This is a genomic window from Candidatus Krumholzibacteriota bacterium, assembly GCA_016931295.1.
Lineage (GTDB): Bacteria > Krumholzibacteriota > Krumholzibacteriia > Krumholzibacteriales > Krumholzibacteriaceae > JAFGEZ01.
The window spans coordinates 44,490-70,950 of sequence record JAFGEZ010000034.1; the positions used below are offsets into that span (position 1 = coordinate 44,490).

Consider the following 26,461-nt stretch of genomic DNA (forward strand, 5'->3'; position numbering starts at 1 on the left):
GATGAACGCCCTCTCAAGGATCCTTCGGGACGTTTCGTGGATGCCCGTCATCGGTTTCCTCGCGGACGTCACGATAAAGAGCACCCTCGTTTGCGCGGCCGCGGCGTTCGTGAACGCGCTGCTGCTTCGCAGGGCATCGGCACATGCGCGGAACGCGGTATGGATCGCCACGATCGTCATCGTCTGCCTCCTGCCGCTCACGGCCGCCGTGCCGCCGGTCTGGCGCCTGCAGTTCCCGCCCCTCGACGGGCGGTCGTCGAGCGACCGGCAGGCGATCGAGGAACGACTCGCGCTCGTCGAGGGGCCGATCCCCGGAATCGACGGGTTGGACGGCGGAGCGAACGGGACGGTGAACGGCGCGGAGGGAACGTCGTTCGGCGAAAGCGGCTGGCAGGGGTGGATCGTTTTCGCGTGGTTTATCGGGATGGCGACGACGCTCGGGATCGCCATGGCGACGAAGAGTCGGATCGAGGGCCTCGCAAGGGCCGCGGTGGGAGCGGGAAGGTCGTGGGAGGCGCTCGCGGAGGAGGTTTCGGACGGACTCGAACTGAAACGCCGCGTGCCGTTGTACGTATCCGGCGAACTCCAGGCGGCCGTGACGATCGGAGTGTTCGACCCCGTCATCGTGTTGCCGGCGAGTTGCGACGGCTGGCCCGTGTCGCGAAGACGTTTCGTGCTTTCGCACGAACTGGCCCACGTGAAACGCCGTGACGGTCTCGTCGAGATCGCCGCGCTCGCGGCCGTCGTGTTCCAGTGGTTCAATCCCGTTGTGCGGCAGGCCGTCAGGCAACTGCGAATCGAACGAGAGAGAGACTGCGACGATGCGGTGATCAACGCCGGGGCGAGACCGTCCGATTACGCGATGATGCTCATGGACATCGCGGCGGACCTCGGCTCCTCCCCGCGACCGATCTGGCAGCTCTCGACCATTTCCCAGGGCTCCAGTCTGAAGGAGAGACTCATGTGCATTCTCGATCCCAAGATCGACAGGAATCGTTGTCGGAACGTGTCGACGGTTATCGCGTGCGTATTCATCGTGTCCATGCTGGCTCCGGCCGCGCTCTTCGGCCTGCGCTCGCCCGCCGTGCCCGCGGATGACGGCGCGCCAGTGGCGATCGCGGCTGCGGGAGCGCCCGTACCTGCCGCCGGCGACGAGAAGAAGATGACCGACGAGGAGCTCAAGAAGAAGCAGATGATGATGAAGAAGAAGACGCTGGAGTCGATCGAGGAGAAGTGGAAGCAGATCTCCGTGATCGAGAACTCCGCGGCGGCCATGGTCGCCAGGGCGATCGAAGAGGGCGGAATCGACAAGGGGAAGAAGCTCTTCAAGAAGCTGGCCGCCGACGAATCGGGCGACTACTACTTCGAGGAGAAGGAGTTCAACACGCTCGGCTACTATTACCTGTACGGGAAGAAGGTAGAGGAGGCGAACGCCGTCTTCGGCATGAACGCGAAGCGGCATCCCGATTCGTGGAACGTCTGGGACAGCCTGGCGGAGGCGCGGCTCGTCGCAGGCGACTACGAGGAGGCGAAGACCTTCTGCGAGAAATCGATCGCCATGAATCCGGAGAACGACAACGGGAAGAAGATGCTCCAGAAGATCGAGTACATGGAGCAGCAGCAGAAGAAGAAGAAGAAACAGGGGAGCGGAAACACGGAATAGACGCGAAGGCGCTGCGGACGGCCGCGGCCTGGCGAACGGACGCATGCAGGCGGGGAGGTCGTACGGCCTTCCCGCCTGTTTGCATCCGTCGGGAAAGCGCTCTTTCCCGAGAGGAGCGGTTGGTGTATCCTTCTGGCAACGGCTCCGGAACGGGAGGAGGAACGATGAAGATGATCCTGGTCGCCGTCGTCATGCTGGCGGGGATCTCGCTCCATGCATCGTCAGCGTCGTGTGGCGACGTGCATCGTCTCGCGGCCGAGGGAGATGTGGACGGGTTGCGTCGCATGCTCGACGACGATCCGTCCCTGGTGAGCCTGCCGGATGATGAATGGAAGGCGTTGCCGATACACTGGGCGAGTTTCGGAGGCTCGGCCGAGACGGTGCGATTCCTCCTCGAACGCGGCGCGGATACCGCCTCGATGGACGGCGACGGGAACGTGCCGGTCGATTTCGCCTTCATGCGGGGGGGCGAGGATGCTCTTCTCCAGCTCGTCGAATCGGGAGCGGATCTCTCCCGTGTCGATCGCGACGGGTTGACGCCGCTCGTACGGGCGGCATGGCTGGGATGGACGAGGGCCGTCGAGGCGATGATCGCCGCGGATCGTTCGCCGGGGGAGCGGACGGCGGCGGGGGACACGCCCCTGCACGGGGCGGCCTACGAGGGGCACCGGGCGACCGTCGAGCGACTGCTCGATCTCGGCGCGGACGCCGGTTCGACCAACGACGCAGGCGAGACGCCGGTCGACGAAGCGCTGAAGCGGGGCGAGGAGGATGTCGCGGCCCTTCTCCGAGATCGGGGAGGCGCCGTCGGAACGCAAGCAGGAAAGAGGCGTTTCGAGAGGAGACCCTGGAAGGGAGCGAGATCGGGTCGCTGCGAACGCCCGCGGCTCACCGTCGTCTACGACAACTACCCATTCCTCGAGGGATGCACCGAGGATTGGGGATTCTCCTGCCTCGTCGAATGCCCGGGCGCCACGATCATGTTCGATACGGGAGCGAGACCCGAGATCTTCATGCGGAATCTCCGTGTTCTCGGGATCGATCCGTCGTCGATCGACGCGGTCGTCATCTCGCACGAGCATCACGATCACACCGGCGGGCTCCGGGCGCTCATCGAGGCGGGATGCGAGGCGCCCGTTCTCGTCTGCCGATCGTTCTCCTACGGTTTCGTGCGTTCCGTCGAATCGCTTGGCGTGGAAGTGCTGACGCTCCAGGCTCCCTCGATCGTCGCGGATGGCGTCTATCTCACGGGGGAGCTCGGAGACGCGATACGCGAGCAGGCGCTTGTTCTGGACACCGGCGAGGCGTTGCACGTCGTCTGCGGGTGTTCGCATCCCGGCATCGTCCACATGCTCGAACACGTCGAAAGCACGTTCGGCGCGCCGCTCGATCTGGTCATCGGCGGATTCCATCTGATGAACGCCGGCGACCGCACGATCGATGGTATCGTCCGGCGGTTCGGGGAACTCGGCGTGAAGCGGCTCTCGGCGACGCATTGCACCGGCGAACGGCAGATCGGGTTGCTCCGCGAGGCCTTCGGCGACCGGTTCGTCGAGGCGGGCGTCGGGCGCGTCATCGAGCCGTGACACCGGCATCGGCGAACCGGTCGCGGAAAGCTCGACGCGATCCGGACCGGTTCCAATGAATCGACCTGCTCGATGAAACCGCAGGTCCGGGAGGCGTGGATTCCGCCATGGCGGTCACGGGAGACATCTTCGATCTCAAGAAGTTCGCCCTTCACGACGGCCCGGGGATCAGGACGACCGTCTTCTTCCGCGGCTGTCCGCTGTCATGCCCCTGGTGCCACAACCCGGAGGGACTCGGAGCGGGCAACGCAGCGGTCCGCCGGCGCCACGCGGCTCTCGACCCGGCTCTGCCCCCGGATCGCAACGTTGTCGGGCCGGCCGTCGAGGCGGAGACCCTGATCGCCGAGCTCATCAAGGACGAGGTCTTCTACCGTCAGTCCGGGGGGGGCGTCACGATGTCCGGAGGAGAACCCTTCGGCCAGCCGGCCTTTCTTGTCGAACTCCTCGAAGCGTGCCGGGGGGCGGGGCTTCACACGGCGGTCGACACCTGCGGGTACGCGCCATGGGAAGACATCGAGCGATCGCTGACGCTCGTCGATCTCTTCCTCTTCGACGTGAAACTCGCCGATGCCGCGGCGCATCGGCGGTACACCGGCGTATCGAACGTGCCGGTGGTAGAGAATCTCGGCCGGCTCGTCGCCGCGGGGGCGGACGTCCGGGCGAGGGTGCCGCTCGTGCCGGGGATCACCGATACTCCGGAGAATCTCGCCGGCGTGCGGCGCCTGCTCGTGTCGGTTGGCGGGGTGAGCGGAGTGGGATTGCTGCCCTACAACAAGCTCGGAGAGGACAAGCGGCGACGTCTCGGTCTGGCGACGGAGACCGGCCTCCTCGAGACGCAGGACGCCGACCGACTCGAGGAGATCGCCGGCTTGTTTCGCACGGACGGATTCGACGTCACGATCGGCGGGTGAACGGGATGAACGAACGGATTCGCGAACTCAGGAAACGCAGCCTCGAAGCGGCGCCCCGCATATCGATGGAACGGGCGCTCCTCCTCACGGCCTTCTACCGGAGTGGAGCGGCGGATGGCGAGTCCGTGCCGGTCGCGCGGGCGATGGCCTTCCGGTACCTGCTCGAGCACAAGAAACTGTATGTCGGTCGGGGGGAACTGATCGTCGGCGAGCGCGGTCCGGCTCCGAAGGCGACGCCGACCTTCCCGGAGATCTGCACGCATACGCTTGGGGATTTCGATATTCTCGATTCGCGCGAGAAGATCCCGTTCCGCGTCGACGCCGAGGCTCGACGCGCGCAGGCGGAAGAGATCATCCCCTACTGGTCGAAACGCTCGATCAGGGAACGGATCTTCGAGAGCATGGAGGATGACTGGATCGCGGCCTACGAGTCGGGGCTCTTCACGGAATTCCAGGAACAGCGGGCGCCCGGACACACGGTGCTCGACGACAAGATCTACAGACTGGGCTTCAAGGATCTCATAAAGAAGATAAGAAAATCCGCGCAACAACTTGATAAGAAATCTGATGCAGGCGCTTCTGCGCGAAGGGATGAGCTGCGCGCCATGGAGATCGCAGCCGAAGCCCTCATCGCGTATGCCGGTCGATACGCCGAATTCCTCAGGGAGCTCGCCGGGAGCGAGGAAGGTGAATTCCGGCGCGAGCTCGAGGAGACGGCAGTTGTCTGCGACCGGGTACCGGCCCGTCCGCCGCGCACCTTCCGCGAGGCGCTGCAGTACTACTGGTTCGTGCATCTCGGCGTGATCACCGAGCTCAACACGTGGGATTCCTTCAACCCGGGGCGTCTCGACCGGCATCTGTGGCCGTTCTACCGCGACGGGCTCGCGGACGGATCCCTGACGAAACAGGGCGCGCGGGAGCTTCTCGAGGCGTTCTGGGTGAAGTTCAACAACCAGCCGGCGCCGCCGAAGGTGGGCGTCACGGCGCAGGAAAGCAATACCTACACCGATTTCTGCCTGATCAATCTCGGCGGCGTCGATGAGGAGGGCGAAGACGCCGTCAACGAGCTGACCTTTCTCATCCTCGACGTCATCGAGGAGATGCGGCTCCTGCAACCGGGTTCGATGATCCAGGTGAGCAGGAAGAATCCGGACCGGTACCTGCACCGTGCGCTCCGGATCGTCAGAACCGGTTTCGGCCAGCCATCCGTCTTCAATACCGAGGCGATCGTCGGGGAGCTTCTCCGCCAGGGGAAGAGCCTCGTCGACGCGAGAAACGGCGGCGCGAGCGGTTGCGTGGAGACGGGGGCATTCGGCAAGGAGAGCTACATTCTCACCGGGTACCTGAACCTGCCGAAGATACTCGAGATCGCCCTGCACGACGGCATCGACCCGCGGCGGAAAACGCGGGTCGGACCGTCCACGGGGACGCCGGCATCCTTCGCGTCCTTCGACGATCTCTACACGGCGTTCGAACGCCAGCTCCGTCACGTCGTCGACGTCAAGATACGGGGAAACCGCGTTATCGAGCGGCTCTGGGCGGCGTACCTTCCGGCGCCCTTCATGTCCCTGCTCATCGACGACTGCATCGAGCGCGGCAGGGATTACAACGACGGCGGTCCACGCTACAACACCTCCTACATCCAGGGCGTGGGACTCGGTTCGATCGCCGATTCCCTCAGCGCGATCCGATTCCAGGTGTACGACAGGCGAAGGCTGGAACTCGCGGATCTCGTCGCGGCTCTCGACGCCGATTTCCTGGGGCGGGAAAACCTGCGCGCCCTGCTTCGCGAGGAGACGCCGAAGTACGGCAACGACGAGGAATATGCCGACGGGCAGGCGCTGCGCGTCTTCGAGAGCTTCTTCGACGCGGTCGACGGAAAACCGAACTCGAGAGGCGGATCATTCAGGATCAACCTGCTGCCGACGACGAGCCATGTCTACTTCGGCAGCGTCACCGGCGCCCTTCCGGACGGCCGGAAGGCCGGCGAGCCGCTCTCCGAGGGGATCTCCCCCGTACAGGGGATGGACAGGAAGGGTCCGACGGCCGTCCTCAGGTCGGCGTCGAAGATCGACCACATCCGCACGGGTGGCACCCTGCTCAACCAGAAGTTCACGCCGGCACTCCTCGACGGACCGGAGGGAATCGAGAAGATCGGACATCTCGTCAGGTCCTTTTTCGCCATGAACGGCCATCACGTGCAGTTCAACGTCGTGAAGGCCGAGACGCTCCGGGCGGCCCAGCGGGAGCCGGAGAAACACGCCGATCTCATCGTCCGCGTCGCGGGATACAGCGATTACTTCGTCGATCTCGGAAGGGATCTCCAGGACGAGATCATCCGGCGCACCGAGCACGGGGCGGATGCGTGATCGAGTCGGCGGAACGGTTCGTCACACCATCTTCACCACGACGACGGTGATGTCGTCGTTCCGTTTCGCCCGGCCGGCGAAACCCATCACGTCGTCCATGATCCGGTCGCGGATCCCGTGCGCGTCGAGGCCCTCGACGTCGATGTCGGCGAGCGCGCGCCGCAGCGCCTCGACCCCGTAGTAACCCCCGGACATGTCGACGGCGTCGGTCAGGCCGTCCGAATAGAGGAGCAGGACATTGCCGCGTTCGAGCGGCGTGATCCTCTCTTCGTAGACCGTCTCGGGAAAGGCTCCGAGGGGAAAACGCGCGCCGACCGGCTCGATCGTCTCGATGCGGCCGTTCCGCCTGAGAAGCGGATCGTTGAAGCCGGCGTTCGAGAACGTGAAGGTCCCGTCGACGAGATCGAGCGACGCGAGACACATCGCGGTGTACATGCGCGAGCCCGTCTTTTCGTGCAACGGGGGATTGAGGCGCGTCATGAGCTTCGCGGGCGACGCTCCGTCGCCGGCCCGGGAGGAGAGCATGCCGCTCGACATGACGGCGATCATCGCGGCCTGCATGGCCTTCCCCGAGACGTCGCCGACGGCGATGCCGAAGCGGCGATGCTCCTCGTCGATCCAGAAGTAGTCGTAGAAATCGCCGCCGACCTCGTTCGCCGGTATGCAGACGCCCGAGATCTCGAAATGCTCGAGGATCGGATCCGCGTGCGGCATGATGGACATCTGCGCTTTGTGGGCGGCGTCGAGCTCTCCCGCCATGCGGACGTTACGCAGGCGGCGCCTGTAGAGGAGAGCCATGACGGCGAGGAGCGTCGTGACGACGAGTATGCGGAACCACGCTGTCCGCCAGTACGGCGGAGTGACGCGAACGGTGATCGCCACGCCCTCTTCGTTCCAGACACCGTCGTTGTTCGAACCCTTCACGTGGAAGACGTAGCGACCCGGCGAGAGCGTGGTGAAGGTGGCGAAGCGGCGGCTCGCGTCGGTATCGATCCACTCGTCCTCGAGTCCCTCCATCCGGTAGGTATAGCGGTTCTTGCTCGGCGCGGAGTAGTCCAGCGCGGCGAACTCGAACGAGAAGACGTAGTCGCGATGGGAGATGACGAGTTCCGGGATGCTTGCGATCGGCCGGTCGAGGACGACCTCGCGGTTGAGCTTCCGGAAGGAGGTGATGACGACGGGAGGGACGTGGGTGTTGTCGACGATGTCGGCGGGGAAAAAGGAGTTGAATCCGTTGATGCCGCCGAAGAACATCTCACCGGATGACGAACGGAAAAAGGAGCCCCCGTTGAACTCGTTGCTCTGCAGGCCGTCCTCGACCGTGTAGGCCGCCGACATGCCCGTGCGGGGATCGAATCTGCAGATACCGCTGTTGGTGCTCAACCAGAGCATGCCCGCTTCGTCCTCGAGAATCCCGTAGATGGAATTGTCCGCGAGCCCGTGGCGTTCGGTGTATCTGCGGACGGTGCCGCGCTCGGGATCGAACCGGTTGAGGCCGCCCCCCCAGGTGGCCACCCAGATGGCGCCGTCTGCGGATTCGTGGAGGGCGAAGATATGGTTGTTTCCGAGGGATGTCGTGTCTCCGGGTATCGTCCTGTAGCTCAGGAAACGCCCGGTCGCGGGGAAGAAGCGATTGAGGCCGCCCCCCTCGGTTGCGACCCAGTACCGGTTTTGCTTGTCGACGAGGACCGTCCTGACGTAGTCGTTCGATATGGTCGTCGTGTCGGCGGGATCGTTCCGGTAGACATCGAACGAACCGCTCGATCGGTCGAGCCGGCAGAGACCACCCCCGTAGCAACAGATCCAGAGTTCGCCGTCGGGTGCTTCGAATATACCCTTGATGCGGTCGTTCCCGAGGCTCGATGGGTCGTTCGGATCGTGCCGGTAGACGGTGAAGTTGCCGGTGGACTCGTTGAACCTGCAGAGGCCTCCGCCGTCCGTGCCCGCCCAGAGGGTGCCATGGTTGTCGATGAAGATGGAGCGGACGATGTCGTTGCTCAGGCTGTGCGGATCGTCCGGGTCATGGAGGTAGGTGCGATAGCGCGTGCGCGAGGGATCGAGGACGTTGAGGCCGCCGCCATGTGTGCCGATCCAGAGACGGCCGCGATCGTCCTCGCAGAACGACCAGATGATCCCCTGGTCGAGATCGCGGTTCGGCGACGGGTAGTACGAGAACCGGCGCTGTTTCCGGTCGAAGCGGTTGACGCCCCCGCCGTAGGTGCCGATCCAGAGGACGCCGGAGTCATCCTCGAAGATATCCTGTATCTCGTCATAGTTGATGCTCTCGGGATCGCCGGGGTCCGGCCGGTGGTGGATGAAGATCCCTTTTTCGCGGTTGAGCAGATCGAGTCCGCCGCCGTTCGTGCCGATCCACAATTCGCTGTCTCTCGTTTCGTGGAGGGCGAAGATCTGGTCGTGGGCGATCGAGGATGCAATTCCCGGATCATGGCGGTGATGCTCGAAGCGCCCGGTCTCGCGGTCGAGAACGTCGAGGCCGCCGCCGACCGTGCCGATGAACAGGGTGCCGTCGCCCGTTTCCAGGATCGCCTTGATCGTATCGGAGGCGATGCACGCCGGATTCGCCGGGTCGCGGCGATAGCGCTTTGCATGCAAACTCGCCGGATCGAGCTGGCAGAGTCCGCCGCCGTTCGTGCCGATCCAGATGTCTCCGTCCAGCGTCTCGTGCAGAGAGATCACCCAGTTTCCGCCGGCGGTCACCGGTTCGCCGTCGATGGGAATACGGCGGAAGCGGTCGCGGTCTGGATCGTACCGGTCGAGACCGCGTTCGGTGCCGACCCAGATCGTACCCGAGCGGTCCTCGTAGACGACGTTGACCGAGTTGTGGCTGATTGTCGTGGTGTCGCCAAGGACGTGCATGTATCGGTAGAATCGCCCGGTTGCCGGTTCGTAGCGGGTGAGCCCCCCCTGGAACGAGCCCGCCCAGATCGCCCCGTGACGGTCGGCGCAGATCGAGAGGATGTGATTGTAGGAAAGGCTGTTCTCGTTCTCCGGGTCGTGGCGGAGGACGATGAAGTCGTACCCGTCGTAGCGATTCAGACCGTCCTCGGTGCCGAACCACATGAACCCGCGCGAATCCTGTGCGATCGTCGAGACGATGCTCTGGGACAGGCCGTTCTCGATTGAAATGGCGTCGAAACGAGCCGAACGTCTCGCGCCGGCCGAGGCGGGGGACGGCGTCGTCACCGCGAGAATGGCGGCGGCGAGGATGTACGCCGCATGACCGGGAAGAACCTTCATATACCGCGCCTCCACTTTGATATACAATGAACAGGGCCCCGATGTTGCATGCCGTATTGTACCCGCGGATCGCCTGCAGGTCAATATCGCTCGATCCGTGCAGGGCGGTGGGGGGGTGGGAGTGCTCCGAGGCCGGAATCGGCGCCCCGGACCGGGCGGATGAGCGTTTTCAGGCGACGATCGCAGGTGCACGTTGACAACGCCTGCGAATTGCTGTACAATATGCGACGTTCTAACTCGTTACAAATGAAAGGAATTCGCAACCATTCCAATCTGCTAACGAATCGACGTATTTTCATGCATGGACGATCACCCGCGGCGTTCGTCGCCGCCATGCTGCTGCTCCTGCTGGCCGTGCACGTGGCTGTCGCCTCGCAGGATCTCGGAACGCTCGCGCGGAACGGGTTCCTCTACGACGACAGTTTCTACGCGTTCAAGATCGCGCAGAACATCGCAGCCGGAAGCGGATCCACATTCGACGGGATCCACCCGACGAACGGATTCCAGCCCCTCTACGTCTTCCTTCTCGTCCCCGTCTACCTCCTCGCGGGGAACGATCTCGTTCTGCCGATCTACGTCGCGCTGGCGATGCTCGCCGTCTTCACGAGTCTTACCGCCCTGTTCGTCTACCGGATATCGAGGCGATACGTTGGAGCGGCCGCGTCGCTCGCCGCGGCGCTCGTCTGGGGTTTGTCGCCGATCGTCATAAAGCAGAGCGCGAACGGGCTCGAGACGGCCGTCGCCGCGTTCATGATCGCCCTTTCCGTCTGGTTCTACATCGAACGCGTCCGCCCCGCCGAGCGTCCGACGGCCGGCAGGTATCTCGCGCTCGGCTCATTGCTCGGGCTCACCGTTCTCGCCCGGATCGACGGCGGCCTGCTCGTCCTCGTCATCCTGCTCGACCAGCTCGTGCTCTTCCGCCGCCGCCGCATAGGGGCGAGACGCGCGTATTCGCTGCTTTTCGTACCGCTCGGCGTCATGCTCTGCTACGGGCCGTGGCTCGCATACAGCATCGTCGAGTGCGGATCCCCCCTCCAGGACAGCGGGGCGGCCACCCGGTTCCTGTCGCTCGCGTACACCTCCTATTTCCACCAGGGCCCGGAGAGTCTCGCGATGACGGGGCCCGACGGGGCCTTCGTCTTGAAGCACGTGACCCATGCGGTTTCCGTTCTCAAGGTGATTCCGCCGGTCCATGTCCTCTTTCGCTCGATCGACCGGCTCGGCGCCTCGCTCGGTGCCGGCGGGTTCTTCCACGGGGCGGGGAACGTGTTCGGCGCGCTCGTGCTTCTCGGCGCGGGGGCGGCGATCGCCCGCTGGCGACGGGACGAGCGGCGCTCGAGGAGGCGGGAGCTCGATTTCCTGCTCCTCTACTCCGTGCTCCTCGTCGCCGCGTACGCGACCTACATCTTCGGCGTCTTCTATTTCCTGCGTTACTTCTATCCCGTCTACCTGGTCGCATGCCTCTACGGGGCCTTCCTTTTGCAGGACCTCTTCGATCTCGTCAGGGAACGGCGGGCGTCGTTCCGGCGGTTTCTCGTGGTCGCCGGAGCGGTCTATGCGACGCTCTTCCTCTTCTTCTCCTTCTCACAGGCTTTTCGGTCGCATCCAGTCTATCCCTTCTACGATCTCTCGCGCTGGGTGGACGAGCACACGACGCGGAACGAGACGATCGGCGTTTTCCAGTGCGGAACGATCGGCTATCTCTCCGGCCGGACGACGATCAATCTCGACGGCAAGGTCAACCGCGACGCATACGCCGCCCTCAGGGAGGGACATCTCGGCCGCTACATCCGCGAGGAGGGGATCGATGTCGTGCTCGACCACCGGCGCATCGTCGAGCTCTTTCTCGGATACACGCCCGAGAGGATGAAGGGGGCATGCACGCCCGTCGACGGCGAAGGCGACGGGCACCCGTGCGGATGGGTCGCCTACCGGCCCTTCTCCGGTGCGCGGACCGCGGGCGGCGGACACCCTCCAGGCGCGACGACCGCCACCGACGCCTTCGCGCCGGCAGACTGATCGAGGATCGCGATCCCGTGTCGATTGCATTCCCGCGGCGAACGATCGCCGACGCATCGATGAACGATGGGCCGATATTGCGCCTCCTTCGCCGGTGTTGTATCTTCCATCAGGATCCCCCACCGGAAAGGACGAGATGAGATTCCTGCTCGCGCTTTTGCTCGTGCTCGCGCCTGCGTGCGCCTCGGACGGTGGTGTCGAGGGCCCGGACGACGACCGGGGAGGAGAGGTCGACGGGCCCGCGGTGACGAGGAGCGAGGCGGTTCTCGGCGCCGACCGGTACGCGCTCGTCCGCTGGACGATGACAGAGGAGAACAGGCGGGGGACGGCGTGCGGCGGTCTGTTCGTGAGCGATTACACCGTGGGCGACCGCATCGGGATGGGATACAAGTGGGGCGGCTGGGATGACGTGGAGACCTTCCTCGTCAAGATGGGGGAGGGCCACGCAACAGGCACGGGGGGGTACGTCGACTACGACGTCGTTCCATTCGACTGCGTCGCGGGGATCTCCTGCACGGGGCTCGTCTCGCGCGCGTGGCGGCTCGACCACAAGCACACCCTCGACTATCCCGCCAGTCCGGACATTCCCCGACAGCTCGACGACATCACGCGCCCCGTCGCCGACGTCGACTTCCGTTCGCGTGAACGGGGGGACCTCCGCAGGGGTGACGCCCTGATGAACGCCACGCATGTCATGCTCTTCCTCTACGTCACGCGCGACGGCTATCCGGTGGTCATCGATTCGCGGAGCGAGGGGGTCGCGCTCCGCAAGACGTCGTGGGGCTTTCTCGACGCGTACGGGTACGAGGCGATCCGTTACAACAACATCGTTGACGGCCCGCCGCCGCGGGGTACCGTCGAACGGCCCTTCGCGGTCTCGTCGCGAAACGGGCGCTTCCACGCGCGGGGCAACACGAGGGATGCCGTATCGATGCGCATCGATTGGTACCCGACCGATCCGTCCAGGAGGGAGCAGGGGCCCGAGAACGTCTACCTGCTCGATCTCGACCGCGCGAGTGAGGTGACGATCGAGATCTCGGAAGACCGCCGGGCGCGGATCGACAACGACGTCTTCCTGCTGTCATCGACGAGGACAGACGGGGATCGCCGCGCGGTCGACTGCATCGCGGGAGACGATCGCCGCATCTCCCGCGCGCTCGGGCCTGGACGGTACTGGATCGTCGTCGACAGCGGATGGGATCTGCCCGGGGAATATCTGATCGATGTGGCCTGGTGACCGGAGCCGGGAAAACGGGACTCAAACATTCAACCGCTAATTGGATATGGTGCCGGAGCCGGGAATCGAACCCGGATGGGCTTGCGCCCGGGGGATTTTGAGTCCCCTGCGTCTACCAGTTTCACCACTCCGGCACACGGGTAATCTATTTCACGGAACGCGACCGGTCAAGCCCCGCGAGCGGGGTCACGGCGAAAATCGCCGCGGCGCGCGCATACGCGAACGTGCCCTGCAGGGGCCGAGGATCGTCCCGAGAATGATCGCGTCGCGCAAACCGCCGCGCTCGGCGAGCAGGCGGCGCGCATCGATGCCTGCGCGGCGCGGCGATGCCGTCGGGGTCGTCCCGGCGATCACGCGGGGGCCCGGCACGCCGAACAGGTTCCCGGACGAAGCGGCAGCAGCGACGCCCGACTCGAAACGGGCCTCGTCGAGCTCGGCGGGGAGGGCCGCCGGGGCTTCAAATTCCTCGACGGCGGTCGGCGCCTCGATCTCGTCCTCGAACCACCCGGCGGATTCCTCTTTGGCGACATCCTCGCCGGCATCGCCCCCCGCGTAGGGACGGGCCGCCTCCGTTCCGTCATCCGTTTCCTCGCCGGCGAACTCCTCGCCGAAGATCCGCCGCGTCAATTCGCGTTCGAGGTCGAGGGGACGCACGGCGGGCGTACCGGCCTTCGACTTCCCGCGGGTCTTCTTCTGGCCGGCGCCGACCGCGCGAAGCACCCGCCCGGCGATGTTGATCACCAGGAAGAAGAGGAGAAGCCCGATGAGCTGATCCATCAGACCTCGTCCTTTCCGCCGAAGGGCTTGTCGCTCGGTCCGGCGATCGAGTTTCGCATGCCGGTGTCGGCCTGGATGTTCCTCAGGTTGTAGTAATCCATAACGCCGAGGTTGCCCGAGCGGAACGCCTCGGCGATGGCGCGCGGGATCTCGGCCTCCGCCTCGACGACCTTCGCGCGCATCTCCTGGACCCTGGCCACCATCTCCTGTTCGGCGGCGACGGCCAGGGCGCGGCGCTCCTCGGCCTTCGCCTGGGCGATCCGCTTGTCCGCCTCCGCCTGGTCCGTCTGGAGCTTCGCGCCGATGTTCGCGCCAACGTCGACGTCGGCGATGTCGATCGAGAGGATCTCGAAGGCCGTGCCCGAGTCGAGCCCTTTTTCGAGGACCGTCTTCGATATCCGGTCGGGATTCTCGAGGACGCCCTTGTGCGAGGTGGAGGAACCGATCGTCGTGACGATCCCCTCGCCGACCCTCGCGATGATCGTCTCCTCGCCGGCGCCGCCAACGAGCCGGTCGATGTTGGCGCGTACCGTCACGCGGCTCGTCGCCTTCACCTGGATGCCGTCCATCGCGACCGCGGCGATCATCGGCGTGTTGATCACCTTCGGATTGACGCTCATCTTGACGGCCTCGAAGACGTCGCGGCCGGCGAGGTCGATGGCGGTCGCTCGTTCGAAGGTGAGATTGATGTTCGCCTTGTCGGCCGAGATGAGCGCGTTGATGACGTTCTGCACGTTGCCCCCGGCGAGATAGTGGGCCTCCAGCTTGTCGACGTCGACGGAGATCCCCGCCTTGGTCGCCGCGATCATCGGGCGGATGATCTTCTGCGGCGGCACCTTGCGAAGGCGCATGCCGATCAGGTCGCGGATGATGCGCACGCGCACGCCGGAGAAGTAGGCCGTGATCCACAGGCCGATGGGAACGAAGTAGAAGAAGAGCAGGATCAGGACGAACAGCACGATCACGAGGAAAAACAGCCCTATTCCGGAAAGAGGCATCTTCCACCTTCCTTTCGCCCGGCCGTGACCGGGGCTACGATTTCTTTACGACGATACGGTATCCCTCGACCTCGGTCACGACGATGCGCGAGTCCTTCTCTATGAAATCGCCTTCGGTGACGACGGATACCTTCGTGGCGCCGATCAGCGCCGTGCCGGCAGGGCGGAGCATCGTGACGGCGACGCCTTCCATGCCGAGGAGATCCTCGAGCGAGTCGGGAGACGAGCGGAAGCCTTTCTCGGTCGTTTCCGACGTGCTGAGGACGAGGCGCTGGAATGGTGCGAATTTCGGGAGGAAACGCAGCACGACGAGGATCAGCGCGAAGGAGAGGACGAAGGACAGCGCGAGCACCTTCGCGCCCGAGACGAAATCGGTCACCTCGACGAAACGGCCGACGAGGCTGAGGTAGAAACTGGACACGATGGCGATGATGCCGACCGTGCCGACGATGCCGAATCCGGGGATGAGAAAGATCTCGACGAGCAGCAGGATGACGCCGAACGCGAAGAGGAGCAGTTCTCCCCAGCCGGCGAGATTCACCAGGTAGTGCGATCCGAAGAAGAGGACGAGCGCGATCAACGCGACGATGCCGGCCACGCCGAAGCCGGGCGTGCGGATCTCGATGAAGATGCCGATGATCGCGAGCGTGAGAAGGAGGCTGCTGACGACCGACATCGTCAGGAACCCGGCAAGCCGTTCGGCGGCGTTCGGCGACGTTCGCACGACCGTCGCGCCCGCGATCCCTTCGGCGGAGAGGATATCCTCGATCGATCCGGCCGCGGCGTCGGCCATGCCGAGTTCGATCGCCTGGCTCGCGGTGAGGGTCAGCAGCTTGCCTTCCCCGATGACGCCCTCGATCTCGATCGACTTGTCCGCGAAGGCCTCGGCGATGCGGCCGTCGCGGTCGTTCTTCTCGGCCGTCGATCGCAGTTCGCTCCGCCAGTAGGAGACGACCTTCTCGCTCACCTCGCCGCTCTTGCCGCCGATGCCGATCGAGACCGGTTCGGCGGCGCCGATCGTCGACTGCGGGTGCATGTAGATGCGGTTCGCGGCGAGCGTGACGAGCGCGCCTGCGGAGATCGCCCGCTTGTTGACGAATGCGATTGTTTCGATGTCCGCGTTGATGATGGCGTCGCGGATAACGACGGCGGCGTCGAGCCGTCCCCCGAAGGTGTTGATCTCGTAGATGACGAGATCGAATCCGCCGTCTTCCGCCTCGCGTGTGCTTCGCTCGACGAATGGCGCCAGTCCGAGCTGGATCTCGCCGCTGACCGGCACGACGAGCACGCGCGAGGCCGCCAGGGCGTCGATCGCCGTCGAGAGCGACAGTGCGGCAGCGAGGACGCTGCAGAGAATTAATCGTTTTGCATGCATGAACTTACCCCCTGCCACAGGCTACCGCCGATCTGGCCCCGCGTCAACAGTTGAAATGCCTGCGCGGGGCGCGGAACGCGCCGGGCGAGAGGGGAGGCGGCGGGCCCGGCGGAGAAATCGCTTGACGTGAAGGCGAATTTTGATAATATCCCACTGTTCGCGTGGGGTTGTAGCTCAGCTGGGAGAGCACTTGTCTGGCAGACAAGAGGTCACGGGTTCGATCCCCGTCAACTCCACCACTTTTTTTTGCCCGGGGATACGCGGATACGGCGCGCGGCCCCGCCGCCGCCCGCGGGACAGCCGAGACCATGGATGAAACCGTTCGTACCACGTGTCTCTGCATCTTCGAGGACGATCGATTCCCCAATTTCTTTCCCCTGACCTACGACAAGCCCGTCTTCGACCTCTTCATAGGAACGCAGATACTCCGCGACCGGTTCGTGGCCGAGATCGCGCCGCTGCGTGTCGCGCTCCTCTGCCGGCCCTATCTCGCCCCGGTGCTCGCGGAACGGGCCTGCGGCGGGGAGGAAGGCCCCGAGACGACGGTGAACGGGATGGCGGAGGAGGAGACCGTGTTTCTCAACGGCCGCATCCTCGCCTACGGGGAGGAAATGCGAGCCCTCCTCGACGGTCTCGACACGGATACCATCCGACGCAAGAACGGCGTTCCCGTCGTCGCGCGTCTGTCCGGGGAGAACGCTCTCGCCTTCGCCGAGTACCTGCGTCCGGCGATCGCCGACGAGGCGGTCACGCGCGTCATGGAGGAGATCAAGGCGCCCCCGGGCGACGACAGGGACAACAAGAACGAGGCCGGCGCGCTGGAGGCGTGGGCGGCCGAACACGGCGTCCTGCTCGAGGAGACGGGGCAGCGGCTGCTCTCATACTACTGGCAACTCATCGGAGAGAACGGGGCGTGCATCGTCGACGATTTCCGGAAGATCCCCCTGCGGGGCACGGATCCGGAATCGGAGGTCTACCGCGGCGTCGAGATGATACGCGAGGAGGACATCCTCATCGGGAGCGGGGTCCAGGTCCGCTCCGGGACGGTGCTCGACGCGTCCGACGGACCGATCGTCATAGCCGACGACGTCAACGTCGAACCGAACGCGATCATCCACGGGCCCTGCTTCATCGGCCGGGGCACGATCGTTCGGGGCGGCGCACGCATCGGACACGGAACGTCCATCGGCGAACAGTGCCGGATCGGTGGCGAGGTGGGCGAATCCGTGGTCGCGCCCTTCTCGAACAAGCAGCACGGCGGTTTCCTCGGGCACTCGTACGTCGGTTCATGGGTCAACATCGGGGCCGGAACCTCGAACAGCGACCTCAAGAACAATTACGGCAAGGTGCGTGCCTGGTGCGCCGGACACATGCGGGACACCGGACGCCGTTTTCTCGGCGTGGTGATCGGCGACCATGCGAAGATCGCGATCAACACGGGAATAGACACGGGCACCGTCATCGGGTTCAACACCAACGTCAAGGTGAGCGGCTGGCCGCCGAAGCACATCCCGAGCTTCATGTGGTACGTGTCCCCCGAACCCGGACGATTCGAGATCGGCAAGGCGATCGAGACGGCAAGGATCATGATGGATCGCCGGAACGTGCCATTTTCCGCGGCGAACGACGAACTCTTCACGGCAATCCACCGGTTCATCCGAACGAGCGGGCATCTCGCCTGACGCCGCCCGCCCGCAGGGAGAAGATGATGTCGAGCGCGACCGTCGTCATCGGCGAACGCATCAACAGCTCGAACGCGGCCGTGCGTCGCGTGCTGGCCGACAGGGACGAGGAGGCCCTCCTCGATCTCGCCCGCCGGCAGATCGACGGCGGGGCGACGGGGATCGACATCAACGCCTCGATGCTCATGGAAGGCGAGCGGGATGCGCTCCTCTGGGCGGCGAACGCCGTGGCGGCGGAAACCGGCGCCGTCGTCTCGCTCGACAGCCCGGACCTCGGCATCCTCCTCGACGTTCTCGGTCGGGTCGAGGGAGAGGCGATCGTCAACTCGATCACCTGCGACGACGACGTGCTCGACCGCGCCATGCTCGGAATCGCCGGTATTGGGGCGGGAGTCGTCGTGATGCTGAAGAACAGGGAGGGGATACCGGCGGACGCGGAGGGGCGGTGCCGTCTCGCCGAACGGGCAGCCGGGGCCGCGGAGCGGTCGGGGATCCTGCCGGGTCAAATCTATTTCGATCCCGTCTTCCAGCCGCTCGCGACCGCCGCTTCGGGGCTGGGCGTTCCGCTGGACGCGTTCGCGCTGCTCGGCGAGCGGTTTCCCGATCACCGGCGGATCGGCGGGCTCTCGAACGTCTCCTTCGGCCTGCCGCTCAGGAAACTCGTGAACCGGACATGTCTCGCGATGGCGGTCGGCCGCGGAATGGACGCCGTCATCTGCGATGCGACCGATACGCGTCTCATGGACGCACTCGCCGCGGCCGAGGCCCTCGCCGGGCGGGATGCCGGTTGTCGAGGTCTCATCGCGCGCTACCGCCGGAAACGTCGGGACTGAGCGCCGGGCGCCGGACGTATTCGGCAATGCGGCGGCTCATTTTGCTCTGCCGACACGCAGGCCTTCCGCATCGGGCCAAACGGCGGGTCGCCGCAAGCAGCTTCATAACTCCTATTATACAGGCAAGATACAGAACGGGCGGGCTTGCCGGGCCTCGTGGCACGACTCTTGATCCTGCAGTTGTCCGCACGCGGAAAGTTCCCTGTGGGTTCGTGCCTTGTCCCAGACGAGTTTCTCATCCTCACGTGTTGCAGAAACCCCCGTGCCGGGATACACGTTCCTTACGGGGAACTTTATCATGATACCACAGGCCGTCGGTCCGGCGCAAGCGTGCCTCTCGATCCGCCCGCAAGGCTCGCCGAAAATCTTTCGCAATTGTAAATTTCTTTTTGACAGGCAGATTGCCGTATGGTATCTCTCACCAAGGCACCATGGAAGCGACGGGTGTGGCGAATAACGCGACGGACCGGACCGGCCGGTCCGCATGGGACTCCACAAGCGGGGTGAACGGCATGACGAAAGCGGATCTCGTCGAGGAAATCTCCCGGGACACCGGGCTCAGCAAGAAGGACACGAGCATCATCGTCAATCTCATCATCGATAACATCTGCAAGGCGCTCGCAGAGGGTGACAAGGTCGAACTGCGCGGGTTCGGCTCGTTCAAGGTCAAGAGCCGCAATCCCCGCAAGGCCCGCAACCCGCGGACCGGCGAGTCCGTCGATGTGCCGGCGAAGCTCGTGCCCTACTTCAAGGCCTCGAACGAGTTGAAAACCAAGGTGAATCACTGATCACCGATCCGACTCCGACGACGCAAATACCGTTTGCATCGGCCGGGCGGAGTCGTATATTATGTTGACCTGACACTGATCACACGTTCTCGAAGAAACGGGATGCAACGATGCCGAGCGGCAAGAAAAGAAAAAGAAAGAAGATAGCGACCCACAAGCGGAAGAAGCGTCTCCGCAAGGATCGCCACAAGAAGAAGAAGCGCTAGCGGAATGAGGCCATGAGCTTCGTCGAACGTCGCAAAGCGAAACGAGTAGAAGCCGAGCTCGCCATCACGATATCCGGTGGGGGCGGCGAGGCTGAGGGGCGGACGATCGACATCTCCTCCAACGGCGTCTCCTTCGAATCTCCTCGTCTCATCGATCCGTTGACCAAGGTGCGTCTCGAGATGGCCGTCCCGTTCCCCGCCGGGGAAGGTGAACGACGGATCCTGTTCGACGGTGTCGTCGTGCGCACGGAACCCGAGGTGGAGGATCCATCGGTGGCCCTCTATCGCATCGCCGTCTTCTTCACCTACATGGACGCCGAATCCCAGCATACCCTCGACGAATACATAGAATCCATGCTTTCCGCCTGATCGGGGCCCTTCCGGGAATGAATCCGGTTACGGGATCGCGCCGCCCGTGCGAACGCCCGCCTGCCGACTGACAGACAATCCCTTGCAGGATCGGTCGACCACGATTATAATCCGCGGGATACGCATGTCCCGAGGAGGCGGTGGAGTGGATCCCAGGGGAACAGTTCTCATAATAGACGACGAGGAATCGATCCTCGAGGTGATCGACGAATACCTGTCCGAGCGGGGATTCGCGACGGCGACGGCGGCCACCGGCGAGGCGGCGCGTTCTCTCGTCGCGGAACGCTCGTTCGATGTCGCCCTCGTCGACCTGAAGCTCCCCGACACCGACGGCCTCGATCTCGTCGAGGAGATATCACGGCGCCGGCCGGAGACGAGATGCGTCATCATGACCGGCTTCGCCTCGATGGAAAGCACGATCGAGGCTCTCCGCCTGAACGTCTTCGACTACGTCATCAAGCCCTTCCAGATGGTGAAGATCGCCGAGGTCGTCGAGGCCGCCGTCGACCACGTGGTCATGAAACGCACGGGCGCGAAGCTCATCAGTCAGCTCGAGCAGGCGAACCGGCGGCTCGAGAAGAGCAAGAACGACCTCTCGGTACGGATACTCCGCGCGAACGAGGAGCTCGGGGAGGCGAACGAATCGCTGAAGCGGCACGTCACGCGCCTCAAGATGCTCTACCAGATGGGCCGCGACATCAGTTCGAACGAGGACTGGAGCGATTCGCTCGATCGTTTCCTCATGGCGCTCTGCCGGTACCTCGGCGCCGACGGCGCCGGCCTGCTCCTCTTCAGCGGCGGCGGCTCGTCGTTGAAGGTGCGCGCTTCCTACCAGCTCGAGGTTGAATGGATCGCCGGCGCGGTCGAGACGCTCGCCGGGACGCAGCGCAGCGACGAGCTGATGACCGAGGTGTTCAGCCTCGAGAGTTGCCGCGAGGGGAGCCCGTCGAGCTGCGCCGGAAGGAAGAAGGCCTGGTCCGATACGTCGATACCGCTCCTCTACAAGGGCGTCTGGCTGGGGTTCCTCCTCGTCAGGAAACTGTACCGTTCGCGCAAGGCGTACCTGAACGATTACCATTTCCTCACGACGATACAGACGATACTGACCGAGGAGGTCGCGAACGCGGTCAACATCAGCCGGTTGCGGCACCTCAAGGATTTCAACGAGACGATACTCGAGAACATCAACAGCGGTGTCCTCACCACCGACCGGGACGGCAGGATCGTCTTCCTCAACTCGAGGGCGCGGGAGGTCCTCGGTCGCGACGGCGCGACGGAGCATTTCGACGTCTTCTTCGAGAATCCATACGGGCAGGGCTCCCTCTTCGACCGACTCGCCGGCGGGGAGGAGCGGAACGCAACGATCGAGGGCGCGCTCGTGCGCGAGGGCGGCTGGCGCGTTCCGGTGAGACTCAGCACGACCGTCGTCGAGACCGACGACTACCACGGCCGGACGGTCGTCGCCGTCTTCGAGGATCTCACCGCGCAACGGGCCATGGAGGAGGAGCTCAGGCGCGCCGATCGTCTCCGGTCGCTGGGGGAGCTCTCCGCCGGCGTCGCCCACGAGATCAGGAACCCGCTCACGGGAATCGCCACGACCGCGCAGGTGCTCCGGGAACGCCTCGCCGGCGACGGCGAGAACGTGAAGTACATCACCGTCATACTCGACGAGATCAAGCGGCTCGACGACATCATCCGCAACCTGCTGACATTCGCGAGGCCGACGCAGCCGAGACCGGCCGCGGTCTCGCTCGCCGAGGTGATAGAATCCGCGCTCGCCCTCGTCGCCGACGATGCGGCCGGAAGCGGAGTCGCCGTCAGCTTCGAGAGCGAGATCGAGGACGATTCCTGCCTGCTCGATCGGGACCAGGTCAAGCAGGTCATCCTCAATATCGCGATGAACGGGGTCCAGGCATGCGATCGGGGCGGTGCGCTCAGCGTGCGTCTCGCCGAGGCGCCGGATCGCGCGTTCGTCGCCGTCACCGTCGCCGATACGGGAGAGGGGATCGGCCCGGAAGCGGCCGACAAGCTCTACAACCCCTTCTTCACGACGAGGCCGGAGGGGACGGGGCTCGGACTCTCGATATCCCGGAAGATCGTCGAGGCGCACGGCGGTCGCCTCTTCCACGAGAGCGAACAGGGACGCGGAACGACCTTCTACATCGAACTCCCCAGGCGGCTCGCGGTCTCCGCGGCCGCGGGAAACGGCTGAAAGGATCCTCATGGCGGGAAAGATACTCATCATCGACGACGAGAAGGCGATCCGGTGGTCGCTCGGCGAAGCGGTCCGCAACATGGGATTCGACGTGGAGGAAGCGGAGAACGGAACGAAGGGCGTCAAGGCGTTCATCGACGACCCGGCGGATCTCGTCATCCTCGATCTCAAGCTCCCCGATATGACCGGGCTGGACGTCCTGAAGACGATTAAGGATGCCGATCCGACGACGCCGGTCGTCATGATGACCGCATACGGCGAAGTCGAGACCGCCGTCGAGGCGATCAGGGGCGGCGCGTACGATTTCCTGCTGAAGCCGTTCCAGCTCGAAAAGATGAAAGTCTCGATCCACAACGCGATCGAGACGCAGCGCTTGCGCATCGAACTCGACGGCATCAAGCGGAAGGAAAGCCGGGACCACGATTTCAAGGACTTCATCGGCACGAGCGACGTCATGAAGGAAGTCTTCCGCAAGGTCAAGAAGATCGGGGAAAGCAGGGCGAGCACGATATTGATCAACGGCGAGAGCGGCACGGGCAAGGAACTCGTGGCGCGAGCGATTCACGCGAGCAGCGGCGAGGTCGGCACGCGGCCGTTCCTCGAGATCAACTGCGCGGCGCTTCCCGAGGGGATTCTCGAGAGCGAACTCTTCGGACACGAGAAGGGCGCATTCACCGACGCGAAGACCCGCAAGAAGGGGCTCTTCGAACTCGCCGAAGGCGGAACGATCTTCCTGGACGAGATCGGCGAGATGGGGATCACGCTCCAGAGCAGGCTGCTCCGTGTCATCGAGAACAAGACCTTCCGGCGCGTCGGCGGAGTCAAGGATCTGCAGGTCAACACGCGCATCGTCGCCGCGACGAACCGCGATCTCAAGAAGGCCATCGCGGACGGATCCTTTCGGAACGATCTCTACTACCGTCTCCAGGTCATTCCGATAGAGCTGCCGCCGCTCCGCGACCGGCTCGAGGACGTGCCACTGATCGCCGATCACTTCATCGCGATGTTCAACCGGGAGTTCAAGAAGCGCGTCGAGCCGGTCGACGCCGAGATCGCCGGTCTTCTCCAGGGGTATTCCTGGCCGGGGAACGTGCGGGAACTCCGGAACGTCATCGAGCGGGCGATCCTCCTCGAAGCCGATGAGAAACTGCTTCCCGAGCACCTGCCCTCCGAGATCAGGTCCGGCGAGGCCGCCGAACGGGCAATCGAGGCGGACGAGACGGCCATCCGGCCGATGAGCATCAAGGAGATGGAGCAGAAGCTGATCGTCAGGACCCTTCAGGAGACGGGGGGGAACAAGTCGAAGGCGGCCCGCATCCTCGGCATCAGCCGCCAGACGCTCCGCGAGAAGACCAAGCTGTACGAGATCGCCGGGGAAAACTGAACAAATTCCGGCCGATCTCCGCGTAAAGCAGATGAATGCACGCCGATGATACCGCTCCGGCCCCCGGCGGCGGCGGGAAATCCCGTATTGACAAGGGGGAACCTCCGAATTACAGTGCCTTCGGGATGAAGCGCATCGAACCGGAAGTCTGGTTTCTCGCCGGAGACGGCGCTCTCGGACGGACCATCGCGCAGGCCGCCGAGGAGCAGGGCGTCGTCGTGCGCTTCTTTCGCGACGTGTCGCAGGCCCTCGATACCCCCGAGCCGGAAGGCGGCGTCGTCCTCGTCATCGACGCCGACTCGGGTTATCCGAACTATCTCACGATCATCAGGCGGTTCGGGCGGAAGATCCTCGAGCTCGAGACGGCGGTCTTCGGGCCCGCGCGCGGGGAGGAGGTCGTCGAGGGGGAGTACGACAGGGGAGTCGATCGTTACGTCGCGACGCCCGTCTCCGATGACGATTGTCTCGCGCGGATCACGCACATGATCGCCGTCAGGCGGGTGAAGAGCAGCGCGGGCATCATCGGCCGGTCCCGGCAGGTCGCCTCGATGATCGAGACGATCCTCCAGGTGGCGCCGACGGAGGTCTCCGTTTTGATCGAGGGAGAGAGCGGATCCGGCAAGGAACTGGCCGCGAGGGCGATCCACCTGATGAGCCGGCGGTCCGGGGCGTCCTTCGAGGCGATCAACTGCGGGTCCCTCGCGGAGGGCATCCTCGAAAGCGAACTCTTCGGCCACGAACGGGGCTCGTTCACCGGCGCCGTCTCGCAGCATCTCGGCCTCTTCGAGCGGGCGGACCGGGGGACGCTCTTCCTCGACGAGGTGGGGGAGACCTCGCTCAACATGCAGGTACGCCTGCTGCGCGTCATCGAGACGGGGGATTTCGTGCGGGTCGGCGGCACGAAGAAGATACACACCGACGTCAGGCTGATCGCGGCGACGAACCGTTCTCTCGAGACGGCGGTAGAACGGGGGGATTTCCGCGAGGACCTGTTCTACCGGCTCAAGGTCGTTCTCCTCCGGGTTCCGCCGCTGCGCTCGAGAGAGGGAGATATCCCGCTTCTCGTCGATCGCTTCATGCGCCTTTCGGCAAGAAAGCACGGCAAGACGGTCAAGGGGATCGAGGAGCAGGGGATGGAGATGCTCAATCGGTACGCGTGGCCGGGAAACGTGCGGGAACTGCACAACACGATCGACAACCTGGTCGTCCTGAGCAGGGACGATCTGATCAGGGCGGCCGATGTCCGCACCCGGCTCGAGGAGCGGATGTCGACGCAGAGCGTTCCCGATCTCCCCGTCCGCGTCGAGAAGAGCCGGGAGGAGATGGAACGTGAGCTGATCATCAACTCCCTTCTCTCCCTGCACAACGGCGTTCGCGAGATCCTCGGGATCCTGCGCGGCGACGCGGCTCCACGCCGCGCGTGGGGCCGCTGGACGGAAGTGCCCGACGCCCGCGATGAGCAGGCGCGCGATCTCGAGACACTCGAACGCGAGGCGATCCGCGAGGCGCTCGACGCGAACCGCGGCAATCGCCGCAAGACGGCGAAACAACTGGGGATATCCGAGAGGACCCTCTACCGGCGGCTCAAGGACTACGGCCTGGCCTGATCGCGCGTGAATTGGATTTGTCCTGAAACAGGCCGTTTGCTATAATGAGGGGGATGCCAAAATCGAAGGCGACCGGTGTCGCGGCTGTCCCGGAACCGGCGCGATGATCCCCTGGGAAAACGGAGCATCGATGCACAAGCTGACGGTTGGTTTCTGCCTGCTTCTCCTCGTACTGCCAGGCGCGGCATCGGCCGGCAAGTACGCGGGAGAGTTCATGGCGCTCGGCGGCGGGGCGCGGGCCATGGGGCTCGGCGGCGCGTTCGTGGCCGTGGCGGACGACGCGACGGCATCCTACTGGAATCCCGCCGGTCTCGCCGCGTTCGGAGCGTTCGCGGCGGAACCCGCGGACTGGCAGGCGAGCCTCATGCACTCCGAACGGTTCGGCGACCTCATCGACTACAATTTCGCGTCGGTCGCCTTTCCCCTCGTGCCGGGAGAATCGGCATGGGGGCTCACGTTCGTGCACATGGGGATCAGGGACATTCCCGTCATCCCGTGGTCGCCCGGCATGATCGGCAATTCGGACGGCGACCAGGTCTACGAGCCGGAACTCGGCGAATTCCTCAATTTCGACACCGGCGGAATTCCCACGGAGAGCGTTAACGATTTCGCCTTATTCGTGTCCTATGCCCGGCGGACGGCATTCGGGGACGCGGGCGCGTCGGTCAAGCTCATCCGCAACGACCAGGTGACCGGCGTCACGAGCCTCGGCATCGGGATCGACGTCGGGTTCATCAAGCGGGATCTCTGGCGCGACCTGATCGTCGGCATGAAACTCCAGGACGCGACGGGCACCTATATCAGCTGGAGCACGGGGACGCGGGAGTTCATATACCCGGCCCTCAAGCTGGGGCTCGCGTATCCCCTGGAGATCGAGGGGATGAACAGCCGGATCCTGCTCGCCGTCGACGGCGATTTCCGCTACGAGGATCGGCGGGACGCAGCGCAATTCTGGGTGGGCGACGCGAGCGCGGATTTCCATGTCGGCGCCGAGATCGTCATCCGCGAGATGGTCGCGCTGCGAGGCGGCTACGACATGGGGCGGCCGACTGCCGGGGCCGGATTCCTGCTCGACGATTTCGGTCCATGGAAGGTATCCGTCGGGATCGATTACGCGTTGCTCGTTCACGACGAGCTCGACACGACGCACCGCATCTCGCTGCTGATGGCGCACTAGGAGCCCG

18 protein-coding genes and 2 tRNA genes are annotated in these 26,461 nt (G+C 64.6%); 15 read left to right on the forward strand and 5 right to left on the reverse strand.

Going from position 1 to position 26,461, the window contains the following annotated elements; genetic code table 11:
* Position 1: 1 nt before the first annotated feature.
* The 4 genes from JW876_08720 to JW876_08735 all read left to right on the forward strand — a co-directional run bounded on the left by JW876_08720 (position 2) and on the right by JW876_08735 (position 6,529).
* Positions 2-1,663 carry a hypothetical protein gene (locus JW876_08720; protein ID MBN1885591.1) on the forward strand — a complete coding sequence of 554 codons (1,662 nt, stop codon included), beginning with the start codon at positions 2-4 and terminating at the stop codon, positions 1,661-1,663.
* Positions 1,664-1,827: 164 nt separating this feature from the next.
* The gene (locus JW876_08725; protein ID MBN1885592.1) at positions 1,828-3,249 is read left to right on the forward strand and encodes an ankyrin repeat domain-containing protein; all 1,422 of its coding nucleotides are present in this window, start codon (positions 1,828-1,830) and stop codon (positions 3,247-3,249) included.
* Between the two features lie 107 nt (positions 3,250-3,356).
* Positions 3,357-4,160 (forward strand): glycyl-radical enzyme activating protein, encoded by an 804-nt coding sequence (locus tag JW876_08730; GenBank protein MBN1885593.1) that lies wholly within the window; start codon positions 3,357-3,359, stop codon positions 4,158-4,160.
* Positions 4,161-4,165: 5 nt separating this feature from the next.
* Entirely contained in the window at positions 4,166-6,529 is a 2,364-nt protein-coding gene (locus JW876_08735; GenBank protein ID MBN1885594.1) for a glycyl radical protein, read from the forward strand.
* Positions 6,530-6,550: 21 nt separating this feature from the next.
* On the opposite strand, the gene JW876_08740 is transcribed toward JW876_08735, so the two are convergent.
* Positions 6,551-9,787, reverse strand: a complete 3,237-nt coding sequence (locus JW876_08740) for a SpoIIE family protein phosphatase (protein ID MBN1885595.1) — start codon at positions 9,785-9,787, stop codon at positions 6,551-6,553.
* 297 nt (positions 9,788-10,084) lie between these two features.
* On the opposite strand from JW876_08740, the gene JW876_08745 reads away from it, so the two are divergent.
* On the forward strand, positions 10,085-11,806 hold the full coding sequence (locus JW876_08745; protein ID MBN1885596.1) for a glycosyltransferase family 39 protein: 1,722 nt from the start codon (positions 10,085-10,087) through the stop codon (positions 11,804-11,806).
* 136 nt (positions 11,807-11,942) lie between these two features.
* Positions 11,943-13,043 (forward strand): hypothetical protein, encoded by a 1,101-nt coding sequence (locus JW876_08750; GenBank protein MBN1885597.1) that lies wholly within the window; start codon positions 11,943-11,945, stop codon positions 13,041-13,043.
* Positions 13,044-13,090: 47 nt separating this feature from the next.
* Here the strand turns inward: JW876_08750 and JW876_08755 are convergent.
* From JW876_08755 to JW876_08770, 4 genes are all read right to left on the reverse strand, one after another.
* Positions 13,091-13,177, reverse strand: a tRNA-Leu gene (locus JW876_08755).
* A 52-nt stretch (positions 13,178-13,229) separates the two neighbouring features.
* Positions 13,230-13,820 (reverse strand): hypothetical protein, encoded by a 591-nt coding sequence (locus JW876_08760; GenBank protein ID MBN1885598.1) that lies wholly within the window; start codon positions 13,818-13,820, stop codon positions 13,230-13,232.
* A complete protein-coding gene (gene floA / locus JW876_08765) occupies positions 13,820-14,818 on the reverse strand; it encodes a flotillin-like protein FloA (GenBank protein MBN1885599.1) in 999 nt (332 codons plus the stop codon). Before floA ends, JW876_08760 begins: the two co-directional genes overlap by 1 nt.
* 34 nt (positions 14,819-14,852) lie before the next feature.
* Positions 14,853-16,193 (reverse strand): nodulation protein NfeD, encoded by a 1,341-nt coding sequence (locus JW876_08770; GenBank protein MBN1885600.1) that lies wholly within the window; start codon positions 16,191-16,193, stop codon positions 14,853-14,855.
* A 163-nt stretch (positions 16,194-16,356) separates the two neighbouring features.
* On the opposite strand from JW876_08770, the gene JW876_08775 reads away from it, so the two are divergent.
* The 9 genes from JW876_08775 to JW876_08815 all read left to right on the forward strand — a co-directional run bounded on the left by JW876_08775 (position 16,357) and on the right by JW876_08815 (position 26,454).
* A tRNA-Ala gene (locus tag JW876_08775) sits at positions 16,357-16,432 on the forward strand.
* 69 nt (positions 16,433-16,501) lie between these two features.
* On the forward strand, positions 16,502-17,875 hold the full coding sequence (locus JW876_08780; GenBank protein MBN1885601.1) for a hypothetical protein: 1,374 nt from the start codon (positions 16,502-16,504) through the stop codon (positions 17,873-17,875).
* A gap of 26 nt (positions 17,876-17,901) precedes the next feature.
* Positions 17,902-18,708 (forward strand): dihydropteroate synthase, encoded by an 807-nt coding sequence (locus tag JW876_08785; GenBank protein MBN1885602.1) that lies wholly within the window; start codon positions 17,902-17,904, stop codon positions 18,706-18,708.
* Positions 18,709-19,220: 512 nt separating this feature from the next.
* Positions 19,221-19,496 carry an integration host factor subunit beta gene (locus JW876_08790; GenBank protein MBN1885603.1) on the forward strand — a complete coding sequence of 92 codons (276 nt, stop codon included), beginning with the start codon at positions 19,221-19,223 and terminating at the stop codon, positions 19,494-19,496.
* Between the two features lie 218 nt (positions 19,497-19,714).
* Positions 19,715-20,071 (forward strand): PilZ domain-containing protein, encoded by a 357-nt coding sequence (locus JW876_08795; GenBank protein ID MBN1885604.1) that lies wholly within the window; start codon positions 19,715-19,717, stop codon positions 20,069-20,071.
* A gap of 145 nt (positions 20,072-20,216) precedes the next feature.
* Entirely contained in the window at positions 20,217-22,283 is a 2,067-nt protein-coding gene (locus JW876_08800; GenBank protein MBN1885605.1) for a response regulator, read from the forward strand.
* Between the two features lie 10 nt (positions 22,284-22,293).
* A complete protein-coding gene (locus JW876_08805) occupies positions 22,294-23,670 on the forward strand; it encodes a sigma-54-dependent Fis family transcriptional regulator (GenBank protein MBN1885606.1) in 1,377 nt (458 codons plus the stop codon).
* 125 nt (positions 23,671-23,795) lie between these two features.
* Positions 23,796-25,277, forward strand: coding sequence for a sigma-54-dependent Fis family transcriptional regulator (locus JW876_08810; protein ID MBN1885607.1), 1,482 nt, complete (start codon positions 23,796-23,798; stop codon positions 25,275-25,277).
* A gap of 130 nt (positions 25,278-25,407) precedes the next feature.
* On the forward strand, positions 25,408-26,454 hold the full coding sequence (locus JW876_08815) for a PorV/PorQ family protein (protein MBN1885608.1): 1,047 nt from the start codon (positions 25,408-25,410) through the stop codon (positions 26,452-26,454).
* The last annotated feature ends 7 nt before the right edge of the window (positions 26,455-26,461 follow it).

What these genes read in the sequence shown, in the direction of transcription:
- JW876_08745 (MBN1885596.1), top strand. Translation starts at nt 10,085, where the DNA reads ATGCATGGACGATCACCCGCGGCGTTCGTCGCCGCCATGCTGCTGCTC.
- JW876_08770 (MBN1885600.1), bottom strand. Translation starts at nt 16,193, where the DNA reads ATGCATGCAAAACGATTAATTCTCTGCAGCGTCCTCGCTGCCGCACTG.
- JW876_08780 (MBN1885601.1), top strand. Translation starts at nt 16,502, where the DNA reads ATGGATGAAACCGTTCGTACCACGTGTCTCTGCATCTTCGAGGACGAT.
- JW876_08785 (MBN1885602.1), top strand. Translation starts at nt 17,902, where the DNA reads ATGTCGAGCGCGACCGTCGTCATCGGCGAACGCATCAACAGCTCGAAC.
- JW876_08810 (MBN1885607.1), top strand. Translation starts at nt 23,796, where the DNA reads ATGAAGCGCATCGAACCGGAAGTCTGGTTTCTCGCCGGAGACGGCGCT.
- JW876_08720 (MBN1885591.1), top strand. Translation starts at nt 2, where the DNA reads ATGAACGCCCTCTCAAGGATCCTTCGGGACGTTTCGTGGATGCCCGTC.
- JW876_08795 (MBN1885604.1), top strand. Translation starts at nt 19,715, where the DNA reads ATGAGCTTCGTCGAACGTCGCAAAGCGAAACGAGTAGAAGCCGAGCTC.
- JW876_08740 (MBN1885595.1), bottom strand. Translation starts at nt 9,787, where the DNA reads ATGAAGGTTCTTCCCGGTCATGCGGCGTACATCCTCGCCGCCGCCATT.
- JW876_08725 (MBN1885592.1), top strand. Translation starts at nt 1,828, where the DNA reads ATGAAGATGATCCTGGTCGCCGTCGTCATGCTGGCGGGGATCTCGCTC.
- JW876_08735 (MBN1885594.1), top strand. Translation starts at nt 4,166, where the DNA reads ATGAACGAACGGATTCGCGAACTCAGGAAACGCAGCCTCGAAGCGGCG.
- JW876_08730 (MBN1885593.1), top strand. Translation starts at nt 3,357, where the DNA reads ATGGCGGTCACGGGAGACATCTTCGATCTCAAGAAGTTCGCCCTTCAC.
- JW876_08790 (MBN1885603.1), top strand. Translation starts at nt 19,221, where the DNA reads ATGACGAAAGCGGATCTCGTCGAGGAAATCTCCCGGGACACCGGGCTC.
- JW876_08815 (MBN1885608.1), top strand. Translation starts at nt 25,408, where the DNA reads ATGCACAAGCTGACGGTTGGTTTCTGCCTGCTTCTCCTCGTACTGCCA.
- JW876_08805 (MBN1885606.1), top strand. Translation starts at nt 22,294, where the DNA reads ATGGCGGGAAAGATACTCATCATCGACGACGAGAAGGCGATCCGGTGG.
- JW876_08760 (MBN1885598.1), bottom strand. Translation starts at nt 13,820, where the DNA reads ATGGATCAGCTCATCGGGCTTCTCCTCTTCTTCCTGGTGATCAACATC.
- JW876_08750 (MBN1885597.1), top strand. Translation starts at nt 11,943, where the DNA reads ATGAGATTCCTGCTCGCGCTTTTGCTCGTGCTCGCGCCTGCGTGCGCC.
- floA (MBN1885599.1), bottom strand. Translation starts at nt 14,818, where the DNA reads ATGCCTCTTTCCGGAATAGGGCTGTTTTTCCTCGTGATCGTGCTGTTC.